Here is a 12606-nt window from a genome sequence, read left to right on the forward strand (position 1 = left end):
CCCGGATCTGCGCACCAGCATCGAGGCCGCGGTCACCCTGGCGGAGGCCGGCGCCGACATCCTCGAGCTCGGCCCGCCGTACTCCGACCCGGTGATGGACGGCGCGATCATCCAGGAGGCCACGCAGACCGCGCTCGCCAACGGCTTCCGGCTGCGCGACCTGTTCCCCGCGGTGCGGGAGATCGCCGAGCGCACCGGGGTGCCGGTGCTGGTGATGACGTACTGGAACCCGGTTGTGCAATACGGCGTGGACCGCTATGCCGACGATCTGGCCGCGGCCGGCGGGGCCGGGCTGATCACCCCGGACATCACCCCGGATGCCGCGGCGGAGTGGATCGCGGCCTCCGAGCGCACGGGCCTCGACCGCATCTTCCTGGCCGCACCAACCTCCACGGACGAGCGCCTGGACCTCATCGTGCGCTCCAGCACCGGGTTCGTGTACACGGTCTCCACGATGGGCATCACGGGGGAGCGGGCCCAGCTGGATGCCGCCGCCCGCACCCTCGTGGCGCGGCTTCGCGACCACGGCTGCGAACGGGCGTGCGTCGGCATCGGCATCTCGACCGCCGACCAGGTCGCCGGTGTCCTCGACTACGCCGACGGCGCGATCGTCGGCACCGCGCTCGTCCGGGCGCTGCGCGACGGCGGTCTCGACGGCCTCGCGGCCACCGCCCGCGCGCTCGCGTCCGGCACGGTCGCGTGATCCGGACCGCCTAGACTCGAGATCATGACGTTCGCCCCCATGAGTGCGCTCTCCGGCGTGTTCGCCAGCATCCCGAGCCCGTCGGTCAACGCCTTCTCCATCGGGCCGATCCCGATCCGCTATTACGCGCTGTGCATCATCGCCGGCATCATCGTGGCGACGCTCATGACCAATCACCGGCTGAACAAGCGCGGCGCGGAGCGGTGGATCGTCGTCGACATCGCGGTGCCCGCGGTGGTCCTGGCGCTCATCGGCGCGCGGATCTTCCACGTGCTGACGCACTGGTCCTTCTACGTCGGCCCGGGCAAGAACACGTGGAACCCGTTCGAACCGGGATCCGTGTGGGCGATCTGGGAGGGCGGCATCGCCATCTTCGGCGCGCTCATCGGCGGCGCGATCGGCGCCTGGATCGGCTGCCGCTGGCGCGGACTGCGGTTCTGGGTGTTCGCCGACGCGCTCGCCCCCGGGCTGATCATCGCGCAGGCCATGGGGCGTCTCGGCAACTACTTCAACAACGAGCTGTTCGGCCTCCCCACGAACCTGCCGTGGGGCCTGCAGATCCAGTCCACGAATCCGGCCTTCCCGGCCGGCCTCGCCCCGGGCACCCTGTTCCAGCCGACCTTCCTCTACGAGATCATCTGGAACCTGATCGGTGCCGCCGTGCTGCTGTGGGCCGGCCGCCGCTTCGTGCTGCAGTGGGGACGCCAGTTCGGCCTGTACCTCGTCTGGTACGGTGCCGGGCGCATCGTCTGGGAATCGATCCGCATCGACCCGAGCGACGTGTTCCTGGGGCTCCGCACCAACGTGTGGGCGGCGATCTTCGCGGTGGTGGTCGGACTCGTCATCATGATCGTCCAGAAGCGCCGCCACCCGGGCTTCGAACGGTCCCCCTACGTGCCCGGACGTGAGCCGGGGCGAAAAGGGACGCTAGAATCGCAGAACACCCCCGAGTACGTGGACGTGAGCGAGCCTCCGTCCGATGAGGCAGAGGTGCGCGCAGCCACAAGCGCCGCCGCTCCGTGATCTGCTTCAAGTCCCACTGGGCCGATGGCGTCCCATTTGAATGATCAATATGAGGACGGTACCCATGGCACCCAGTCCCGGCGACTCCACGTCGTTCTCGGCTGCGCAAGCCTCCGCCCCCGCCAAGCAGGGCATGTACAACCCGGCATTCGAGAAGGATGCCTGTGGTCTGGCGATGGTCGCGACGCTGCGCGGCACCGCGGGCCACGACATCATCGAGCTGGCGCTGACGGCGCTGCGCAACCTCGAGCACCGCGGTGCGATCGGTTCGGATGCCGGAACCGGTGACGGCGCCGGCATCCTGACCCAGATGCCCGACGAGTTCCTCCGCGCCGTCGTCGACTTCGACCTGCCGCCGGTGGGGGAGTACGCGGCCGGCATGATCTTCCTGCCGCGCGACGACGCCGCCCGCCAGGCACAGAAGCAAGGCGTCGAGCGCCTCGCCCGCAGCGAGAACCTCACCGTCCTCGGCTGGCGCGAGGTGCCCACCGAGGACGACCACCTCGGCAAGCTCGCGCACGACGCACGGCCCGCGTTCGAGCAGCTGTTCGTCTCGCGCCCGGGGGAGGGCGTCGAGCCGGCGCTGTCCGGCATCGCCCTCGACCGCCGCGTGTACCGCCTGCGCGTGCGGGCCCGCAACGAGCTCGACGCCTACTTCGTGTCCCTCTCCAGCCGCACGCTCGGCTACAAGGGCATGGTCACGACTCTGCAGCTCGAGCCGTTCTACCCCGACCTGCAGGACGAGCGCTTCGCCTCGGAGCTCGCCGTCGTGCACTCGCGCTACTCGACGAACACCTTCCCGTCGTGGCCGCTCGCGCAGCCGCTGCGCATGCTCGCGCACAACGGCGAGATCAACACCGTCGGAGGAAACCGCAACTGGATGCGGGCGCGCCAGTCGCAGCTCGCCAGCGATCTGCTCGGCGAGATCGAGCCGCTGCTGCCGATCTGCACGCCGGGCGCGAGCGACTCGGCGTCGTTCGACGAGGTGCTGGAGCTGCTCACGCTCACCGGCCGGAGCCTGCCGCACGCGATCATGATGATGGTGCCGGAGGCCTACGAGAAGCAGGCCGACATCGCGCCCGACCTGCGCGCGTTCTACGACTACCACTCGATGCAGATGGAGCCGTGGGACGGCCCGGCCGCCCTCATCTTCACGGACGGCACCGTGGTCGGTGCGACGCTGGACCGCAACGGCCTGCGCCCGGGACGCTGGACCGAGACCACCGACGGCCTCATCGTCATCGGCAGCGAGACCGGCGTGCTCGACTTCGAGCCCTCGCGCATCAAGCGGCGCGGGCGCCTGCGTCCCGGCCGCATGTTCCTCGTGGACACCGCGCAGGGCCGCATCGTCGGCGACGACGAGATCAAGCGCGACCTCGCCTCCCTGCACCCGTGGCAGGACTGGCTGGATGCCGGCAGCGTGCGCCTGCGCGACCTGCCCGAGCGCGAGCACATCGTGCACCCCATCGCCTCGATCACGCGGCGTCAGCGCACCTTCGGCTACACCGAGGAAGACGTGCGCATCATGCTCACCCCGATGGGGCAGACCGGCGCGGAGCCGCTCGGCGCCATGGGCAGCGACACCCCGGTCGCGGTGCTCAGCGACCGGCCGCGGTTGCTGTTCGACTACTTCACGCAGCAGTTCGCGCAGGTCACGAACCCGCCGCTGGACTCCATCCGCGAAGAGGTCGTCACGTCGCTCAGCATCGGTCTCGGTCCGGAGCGGAACCTGCTCGCGTGGGGTCCCGACCACACGCGCAACGTGACGCTCGACTTCCCGGTGATCGACAACGACGAGCTCGCCAAGATCCAGCACATCCACACGTCGCTGTCCGGCCGCTCGTCGGTCACCATCCGCGGCCTCTACCGCGTCGAGTCCGGCGCCGCGGGCATGAAGCGACGCCTCGAGCAGATGTGCCGGGAGGTCGACCAGGCCATCGAGGACGGCGCCGAGTTCATCGTGCTCAGCGACCGCGACTCCAACAAGGACCTGGCGCCGATCCCGTCGCTGCTCATGGTCGCCGCGGTGAACCACCACCTCGTGCGCAAGCAGACGCGCATGAACTGCGGCCTGATCGTCGAGGCCGGTGACGTGCGCGAGGTGCACCATGTCGCGACGCTGCTCGGCTACGGCGCCTTCGCCGTCAACCCGTATCTGGCGATGGAGACCGTCGAGTACCTCGTGCGCGCCGGCTACATCACCGACGTGACGCCCGAGAAGGCGGTCCGGAACCTGATCTACGCGCTCGGCAAGGGCGTGCTGAAGATCATGTCCAAGATGGGCATCTCGACGGTGTCGTCCTACGCGGGCGCCCAGGTCTTCGAGGCGATCGGCCTGTCCGAGGAGTTCATCGACGCGTACTTCACCGGAACCGAGTCCAAGCTCGGCGGTGTGGGCCTCGACGTCATCGCGGCCGAGAATGCCGCGCGGCACGCCTACGCCTACCCGGAGGATGCCGCAGTGCGGGCCCACGAGCGGCTGTGGACGGGCGGCGAGTACCAGTGGCGCCGTGACGGCTCCCCGCACCTGTTCAACCCGGACACGGTGTTCCGCCTGCAGCACTCGACCCGCACGCGCCGGTACGACATCTTCCGCGAATACACGAAGCTCGTCGACGACCAGGCCGCCGACCTCAAGACGCTCCGCGGCCTGTTCCGCCTGCGCACCGGGGTCCGCCGGCCGGTGCCGATCGACGAGGTCGAGTCCGTCGCGTCGATCGTGAAGCGGTTCTCGACGGGAGCCATGAGCTACGGCTCGATCTCGCGCGAGGCGCACGAGACCCTCGCCATCGCGATGAACCGGATCGGCGGCAAGTCGAACACGGGCGAGGGCGGCGAAGACGTCGACCGCCTGCTCGACCCGGAACGTCGCAGCTCCATCAAGCAGGTGGCATCGGGCCGGTTCGGCGTGACGAGCCTGTACCTCACCGAGGCCGACGACCTGCAGATCAAGCTCGCGCAGGGCGCCAAGCCCGGCGAGGGCGGGCAGCTGCCGCCGACGAAGGTGTACCCGTGGGTCGCGCGCACCCGCCACGCGACCGCGGGCGTGGGCCTCATCTCGCCGCCGCCGCACCACGACATCTACTCGATCGAGGATCTCAAGCAGCTGATCTTCGACCTGAAGCGCGCCAACCCCTCGGCGCGGGTGCACGTGAAGCTCGTCAGCCAGTCCGGCATCGGCGCGGTCGCGGCGGGCACGGCGAAGGCCCTGGCCGACGTCATCCTGGTCTCCGGCCATGACGGCGGCACCGGCGCCAGCCCGCTCAACTCGCTCAAGCATGCGGGCACGCCGTGGGAGCTGGGCCTCGCCGAGACGCAGCAGACGCTGATGCTCAACAACATGCGCGACCGGGTGGTCGTGCAGGTCGACGGCCAGCTGAAGACCGGCCGCGACGTCGTCATCGGCGCGCTGCTGGGCGCCGAGGAGTTCGGCTTCGCCACGGCGCCGCTCGTCGTGTCGGGCTGCATCATGATGCGCGTCTGCCACCTCGACACCTGCCCCGTCGGCGTCGCCACGCAGAACCCGATGCTGCGGCAGCGCTTCACCGGCAAGCCGGAGTTCGTGGTGAACTTCATGGAGTTCATCGCCGAAGAGGTGCGCGAGTACCTCGCCGAGCTGGGCTTCCGCTCGCTCGACGAGGCGGTGGGCCACAACGAGCTGCTGGACACGATGGACGCCGTGGCGCACTGGAAGGCGAAGGGCCTCGACCTGACGCCGATCCTCGACGGTCCGCGGTTCTCCGACGACGAGCCGCGTCGCAACCTGCGCCCGCAGGAGCACGAGCTCGACAAGCACTTCGACGTGCAGCTGATCGAGCGCGCGCAGGACGTCATCCAGACCGGTGGCCACGTGCGCATCGCCCTGCCGATCCGCAACACCGAGCGGGCGGTCGGCACCATGCTCGGCCACCACGTCACGAAGGCGCGCGGTGAGAACGGGCTGCCGACCGGGTCGATCGAGATCGACCTGACCGGCTCGGCGGGCCAGTCGTTCGGCGCGTTCCTGCCGGCCGGCATCACGCTGCGCCTCGAGGGCGACTCGAACGACTACGTCGGCAAGGGCCTGTCCGGCGGCAGCATCTCCATCCGCCCGTCGCGGGATGCCACCTTCCCGGCATCCGAGAACGTCATCGCCGGCAACGTCATCGGCTACGGCGCCACCCAGGGCACGCTCTTCCTCTCCGGTGTGGTGGGGGAGCGCTTCCTGGTTCGCAACTCCGGCGCGACCGCGGTCGTGGAGGGCGTCGGCGACCACGCCCTCGAGTACATGACCGGCGGCCTGGCCGTGATCCTCGGCGAGACGGGCCGCAACCTCGGCGCCGGCATGTCCGGCGGCACGGCATACGTGTACCGCCTCGACCGCGAGCGCGTGAACCGGGAGGGCCTGGCGTCCGGCGAACTGCAGCTGGGCGAGCTCGGCGCCTCCGACGCGGAGATCCTCCGCGACCTGCTCTCGCGGCACGTCGAGGAGACCGGGTCGGAGCTGGCGGCATCTCTGCTCGCCGACTTCGACGTCGAAGTGGATCGTTTCGTGCGCGTGCTCCCGCGCGACTACGCCGCCGTGCTGGAGACCCGGCAGACGGCACTCGAACAAGGACTGGACCCCGACGGCGACGTCGTCTGGAACCGCATTCTGGAGGTGACGGGTGGCTGACCCGAAGGGCTTTCTGAAGGTGACCGAGCGGGAGCTGCCCGCCCGGCGCCCCGTGCCCGTGCGCATCCTCGACTGGAAGGAGGTGTACGAGCCGGGCGATTCGGCCGTGCTCCGCCGCCAGGCGAGCCGCTGCATGGACTGCGGCATCCCGTTCTGCCACAAGGGATGCCCCCTCGGCAACCTGATCCCGGAGTGGAACGACCTCACCTGGCGCGGCGAAGGCCGCTCCGCCAGCGAGCGTCTGCACGCGACGAACAACTTCCCGGAGTTCACCGGCCGGCTGTGCCCGGCGCCGTGCGAGAGCTCGTGCGTGCTGGGGATCAACCAGCCCGCCGTCACGATCAAGCAGATCGAGGTCTCGATCGTCGACGAGGCGTTCGGCAACGGCTGGATCGAGCCGGAGCCCCCCGGGCGCCTGACCGGCAAGACCGTCGCCGTGGTGGGATCGGGGCCCGCGGGCCTCGCCGCCGCCCAGCAGCTGACCCGTGCCGGGCACACCGTCGCCGTCTTCGAACGGGACGACCGCATCGGCGGCCTGCTGCGCTACGGCATCCCGGACTTCAAGATGGAGAAGCGCCACATCGACGCGCGCCTTCGCCAGATGCAGGATGAGGGCACCCGTTTCCGGGCCGGGGTCGAGATCGGCACCGACATCTCGTGGAGCGACCTGCGGGCCCGCTACGACGCGGTGATCGTGGCCACCGGCGCCACCGTGCCGCGCGACCTCCCGATCCCGGGCCGCGACCACGACGGCGTCCACTTCGCCATGGAGTACCTCGTCGAGTCGAACCGAGCCACGGCCGGCACGCACGTGCCGAACCAGATCACCGCGCAGGGCAAGCACGTCGTCGTCATCGGCGGCGGCGACACCGGCGCCGACTGCATCGGCACCGCGCACCGGCAGGGGGCCCTGAGCGTCACGAACCTGGCCATCGGCCGGCAGCCGGCGGCGGACCGCCCGGCGCACCAGCCCTGGCCGATGATGCCGACCGTGTTCGAGGTGCAGTCCGCACACGAGGAGGGCGGTGAGCGCACCTATCTGGCGTCCACGGTCGAGTTCCTCGCGAACGACGCCGGCGAGGTGCGCGCCCTGCGGGTCGCCGAGACGGAGTTCGTGGACGGCCGCCGCGTGCCCAAGAGCGGCACCGAACGGGAGATCCCGGCCGACCTCGTGCTCATCGCGATGGGCTTCACCGGCCCGGAGCGCACCACCATCGACGGTCAGCTCGGCTCGGTGTTCACCGACCGCGGCAACGTTCAGCGGGATGCCGACTACCAGTCGACGACCCCCGGCGTGTTCGTCGCCGGTGACGCCGGTCGCGGGCAGTCGCTCATCGTGTGGGCGATCGCCGAGGGCCGGTCCGCGGCCGCCGCGGTCGACCGCTACCTGATGGGCGAGACGTCGCTGCCGTCCCCGGTCGCCCCCACCGACCTCGCCATCGGATTGCAGCCTGCGTAGGCTGAACCCGGCAAATCTTCTCTGCCCCTTCTGAACCAACCCCCTGGAGCACCCGGATGAGACGCGCGAAAATCGTCGCCACCCTCGGCCCCGCAACCGACACCTACGAGATGGTCCGCGCGATCATCGACGCAGGTGTCGATGTGACCCGATTCAACCTCAGCCACGGCGACTACTCCGTGCATGAGAACAACTTCCAGAACGTCCGCAAGGCGGCGGCGGAGGCCGGCAAGCCGGTCGCGATCCTCGTCGACCTGCAGGGCCCGAAGATCCGCCTCGGCAAGTTCGCCAAGGGCCCGCACGAGCTCGCGGCCGGCGACATCTTCAAGATCACGATCGAGGACATCCCCGGCACCAAGGAGATCTGCTCCACGACGTTCAAGGGGCTGCCCCACGACGTCAAGCCCGGCGACTTCCTGCTGATCGACGACGGCAAGGTGCGCGTCAGGGTCATCGACTCCGACGACACCGTCGTGACCACCGAGGTCGTCGTGGGCGGTCCGGTCTCGAACAACAAGGGCATCAACCTGCCCGGCGTCGCCGTCAACGTGCCCGCCCTCAGCGAGAAGGACGAGCAGGACCTGCGCTGGGCGCTCGGCGCGGGCGCCGACATCATCGCGCTCTCGTTCGTACGCGACGCCAAGGACGTGCAGCGCGTGCACGTGATCATGGCCGAAGAGGGCCGCCACATCCCGGTCATCGCGAAGATCGAGAAGCCGCAGGCCGTCGACAACCTCGAGGACATCATCGACGCCTTCGACGGCATCATGGTCGCCCGCGGCGACCTCGGCGTCGAACTGCCGCTCGAGGCCGTGCCGATCGTGCAGAAGCGCGCGGTGGAGCTGTGCCGCCGCATGGCGAAGCCCGTCATCGTGGCCACGCAGATGCTGGAGTCGATGATCGAGAACCCGGTGCCGACGCGCGCCGAGACGAGCGACGTCGCCAACGCGGTGCTCGACGGCGCGGACGCCGTCATGCTCTCCGGCGAGACCAGCGTCGGCAAGTACCCGGTGGTCGTGGTCGAGACCATGGCGCGCATCATCGAGTCCACCGAGGATCACGGTCTCGACCGCATCCACCCGCTCGACACCAAGCCGCGCACGCAGGGTGGCGCGATCACCCTCGCCGCGATGGAGGTCGCGGAGTTCATCGAGGCGAAGTATCTCTGCGTGTTCACCGAGTCGGGCGACTCCGCCCGCCGCATGTCGCGCCTGCGTCCGAAGATCCCGATGATCGCCTTCTCGCCGCTGGAGGAGACCCTCCGCCGCATGTCGCTGACGTGGGGCATCCACTCGACGTTCGCCGAGCACGTCCCGCACACCGACCGCATGTTCATCCAGGTCGACGACTATCTCATGTCGCACGACCTCGCCGACGTGGGAGACAAGGTCGTCGTCATCTCGGGTTCCCCTCCCGGGATCATCGGCTCGACCAACGACGTGCGCATCCACCGGGTGGGCGACGCGGTGCACGGCGCCGCCCCCATCTACCGCGCCGACGCCTAGGTCGAAGCTCCGTCGGAAACGGGGATGCCGCACATCGCGGCATCCCCGTTTTCGTCGTCCAGCGCGCCTCCCATACATGTGACAGTTGTGATTTATGAGAATATTGTGCGGCGTGTCGCCTATTCTGCTATCTTGACTGCAGCGTCGCTGGGGATAGACGAAGAGCCATCTGTGGGATTTGTGGGGGGAAATGCGTCAGTCGCGACGTCGCGCCGTCAGCGCGCTTGCTGTCATCGCCATCGTTCTGGGTGGCTTCATCGCCGGGGCGCTTCCCGCCCAGGCACTCACCTGGTACGGCACCATGTGCAAGGGCTTCACCGCCTGCACCACGGCCGGCTACAGCAATGCCGGGTACTCGGCCGTGTACACGCAGAGCTTCTGGTACATGTACAGCGGTCACAACTGCACCAACTACGCCGCCTACCGGCTGCAGCAGCGGGGCATCGCCGACTTCATCACCGCGGGGCACGGCAACGCCACCGATTGGGGCTCGCAGGCGAGCGCCAAGGGCATCGCCGTGGACATGAACACCCCGCAGCCCGGTGACATCGCCTGGTGGGACTCGAGCAAGATCGCTCCGGTCGGCCACGTGGCGTACGTCGAGTCGGTCAACGTCTCGGCGGGCACCTTCGTCGTCTCCGAAGACAACAGCAGCAGCGACTTCGACTGGCGCACCTACCGGCTCTCGGAGGTGTCCGGCTTCATCCACACCAGCACCATGGGCACGATCCCGAACGGCGCCTTCATCGCGTACAACGGTGCCGTGTACCGCATGGTCGGCGGAGCGCCCCTGTACGTGCGCAGCTGGAGCGCGTACGGCGGCACGCAGCCGTACATCCGGGTCACCGCGACCCAGTTCAACGCGATGCGGTCCGTGCCCGTCGACGGCACGTACATCACCAGCCAGCAGACCGGCGACATCTACGTCATCGCCGGCGGGGCCCCCTTGTACGTGACCTCCTGGAGCGCGGTGGGCGGTGCCCGCCCGGCGCTGGGCGTCGACGAGACAGCGATCAGCGGCGCGGGCGGTGCCGGCGTCCTGTCGCACCTGGCCGCCTACCCGGCCAACGGCACCTACGTGTACGAGTACGCGAACCGCCGCACCTACCGGATCGTCGGCGGTGCACCGCTGTACCTGAGCACCTGGGCCGCCGTCGGCGGCCGCGCTCCGGCCCAGCCGATCGACGGCGCGGCGATCGAGGGCGCCGGCGGCGCGGGGCCGTGGTCCCACCTGCGCCAATATCCGGTCGACGGCTCCCGGGTCATCGACCAGACCGGCGCGGCCTCCGTCTTCGTCGGGGGAGCACCGCTGCGCGTCACGTCGCTGGCGGACATCGGCGCCACCACCGCGACCCGGATCGACAACGCGGTGTTCGCCCACGCGGACACGGCGATCATGCCCTGGAAGAACGTGCGCAGCCACCCGGCGGACGGCGCCTACCTGGCGGTGCCGGGTGCGGCGTACCGGACCGTCGGCGGAGCCGCGATGCGCCTGTCGACCTGGAGCGCCGTCGGCGGACCCCAGCCGTACACGCGTGTGAGCACCGCCACGCTCGCCAACGCCGGAGGCACCGGCACGTGGGGCTTCCTGCTCGCCAAGCCCTCCGACGGCGCGATGATCGAGACCATGCCGTCAGCGTCCTTCTACACCTACGTCGGCGGGTTCTGGTACCAGACCGCGCCCGCGGACGGCGCCGTCATCCTCGCCGATTCGACGGCTTTGCCCTCCACCGCACGCTCCGCCAAGCCGGTGATCACCGGCACCGTGGCGGTCGGCCAGGTGGTGACGGTCAAGGACGGCTCCTGGGCCCCCGCACCGATCACGATCACCCACCAGTGGTTCCGCAACGGCGAGGCGATCGCCGGTGAGACCGGAACGACGCACAAGATCGTGGCGGCCGACGCCGGCCAGCAGCTGACCGTCGTGTCGACGGGCGGACGCGCCGGTCTCATCTCGGCCGCGGCGACCAGTGCCGCCGTGACGGTGCCGAAGATGCTGACCGCCACGCCGACGCCGAAGATCAGCGGCACGCCCGTGCCGGGCGCGACGCTCACGGCCTCCGCGGGCACGTGGTCGCCGGCACCGGTCGCGCTCAAATACCAGTGGTACCGCGCGGGTTCGCCGATCACGGGCGCCACCACGACGACATACAAGCCGCTGACCACGGACGTCGGCGCGTCGATCACCGTGCGGGTCACGGGCAGCAAGTCCGGCTACACGAGCATCACCCGCACGAGCGCCGGGGTCGTCGTGAAGCTGGCGCTCACCGCCACGCCGACGCCGACGATCTCCGGCACCGCCACCGCGGGGTCCGTCCTGACCGCGACGCCCGGAACGTGGACCCCCGGCCCCGTGACGCTGTCCTACCAGTGGTACCGGTCGGGCACGCCGATCGCCGGCGCGACGGCGGCCACGTACACGCTGACCACCACCGACCGCGGCACGTCGATCACCGTCGTCGTCACGGGCTCCAAGTCGGGGTACCTCACGGTGGCGCGGCGGAGCGCGGCGCTGGCCATCCCGAGGGTGCTCACGGCGGCGCCGACGCCCGTGATCACGGGGGCGGCGACTGCGGGGGCCACCCTCACGGCCAAGCCCGGAACGTGGTCGCCGGCACCGGTCACCCTGGCCTACCGCTGGTACCGCAACGGCGTCGCCCTCACCGGCGCGACCGCCGCCACGTACACGCTCACGACGGCCGACCGCGGCACCGCGATCACCGTGGTCGTCACGGGCTCCAAGTCGGGCTACCTCACCGTGAGCCGCAGAAGCGCCGCGTTCGCGGTGCCCAACGTGCTCACGGCGACTCCGACACCCGTGATCGCGGGCGCGGCGACGGTCGGCACCACCCTGACCGCACAGCCCGGCAGCTGGACGCCGGCGCCGGTGACGCTCGCGTACCAGTGGTACCGGAACGGAGCGGCGATCGCCGGCGCGACCGCCGCCACCTACACGCTGGTCGCCGCCGACCACGGCACCGCGATCACGGTGCGGGTCACCGGCTCCAAGACGGGGTACCTGACCGTCGTCAAAGCGAGCGCGGCGACCGCCCTGGTGCAGTGACGCAGAAGAGGGATGCCCCGCGGGGCATCCCTCTTCCACTGCGTACCGGTGATGGGAGTCGAACCCACACGCCCTTGCGGGCAACCGAGTTTGAGTCGGTCGCGTCTGCCATTCCGCCACACCGGCGTGCCAGCATCCGACACTACCGCACGCACGATCGCCCGCGGCATCGGCGGACGGTGCACGCCCCGGCCGCGA

6 protein-coding genes and 1 tRNA gene are annotated in these 12606 nt (G+C 70.0%); 6 read left to right on the top strand and 1 reads right to left on the bottom strand.

Features of this window, described 5'->3' with window-relative positions; translation table 11 throughout:
• The 6 genes from trpA to VJR25_RS09165 form a co-directional block, all read left to right on the top strand.
• Positions 1 to 703, top strand: a 703-nt coding sequence (trpA, locus tag VJR25_RS09140) for a tryptophan synthase subunit alpha (RefSeq protein WP_324114662.1), incomplete at its 5' end; no start/stop codon positions are given.
• 24 nt (positions 704 to 727) lie between these two features.
• Entirely contained in the window at positions 728 to 1726 is a 999-nt protein-coding gene (gene lgt / locus VJR25_RS09145; protein ID WP_324114663.1) for a prolipoprotein diacylglyceryl transferase, read from the top strand.
• Positions 1727 to 1790: 64 nt separating this feature from the next.
• Positions 1791 to 6380, top strand: a complete 4590-nt coding sequence (gene gltB / locus VJR25_RS09150) for a glutamate synthase large subunit (protein ID WP_414683763.1) — start codon at positions 1791 to 1793, stop codon at positions 6378 to 6380.
• Entirely contained in the window at positions 6373 to 7839 is a 1467-nt protein-coding gene (locus tag VJR25_RS09155; protein WP_324114664.1) for a glutamate synthase subunit beta, read from the top strand. Before gltB ends, VJR25_RS09155 begins: the two co-directional genes overlap by 8 nt.
• A gap of 56 nt (positions 7840 to 7895) precedes the next feature.
• On the top strand, positions 7896 to 9344 hold the full coding sequence (pyk, locus tag VJR25_RS09160) for a pyruvate kinase (RefSeq protein ID WP_324114665.1): 1449 nt from the start codon (positions 7896 to 7898) through the stop codon (positions 9342 to 9344).
• A 190-nt stretch (positions 9345 to 9534) separates the two neighbouring features.
• Positions 9535 to 12408, top strand: coding sequence for a CHAP domain-containing protein (locus VJR25_RS09165; RefSeq protein ID WP_324114666.1), 2874 nt, complete (start codon positions 9535 to 9537; stop codon positions 12406 to 12408).
• Positions 12409 to 12451: 43 nt separating this feature from the next.
• Here VJR25_RS09165 and VJR25_RS09170 read toward each other — a convergent pair.
• A tRNA-Leu gene (locus VJR25_RS09170) sits at positions 12452 to 12534 on the bottom strand.
• Between the last annotated feature and the right edge of the window lie 72 nt (positions 12535 to 12606).

It is taken from the genome of Microbacterium sp. (assembly GCF_035277845.1).
In the GTDB taxonomy this organism is placed as follows: Bacteria; Actinomycetota; Actinomycetes; order Actinomycetales; family Microbacteriaceae; genus Microbacterium.

What these genes read in the sequence shown, in the direction of transcription:
- lgt (WP_324114663.1), top strand. Translation starts at nt 728, where the DNA reads ATGACGTTCGCCCCCATGAGTGCGCTCTCCGGCGTGTTCGCCAGCATC.
- gltB (WP_414683763.1), top strand. Translation starts at nt 1,791, where the DNA reads ATGGCACCCAGTCCCGGCGACTCCACGTCGTTCTCGGCTGCGCAAGCC.
- pyk (WP_324114665.1), top strand. Translation starts at nt 7,896, where the DNA reads ATGAGACGCGCGAAAATCGTCGCCACCCTCGGCCCCGCAACCGACACC.
- VJR25_RS09165 (WP_324114666.1), top strand. Translation starts at nt 9,535, where the DNA reads ATGCGTCAGTCGCGACGTCGCGCCGTCAGCGCGCTTGCTGTCATCGCC.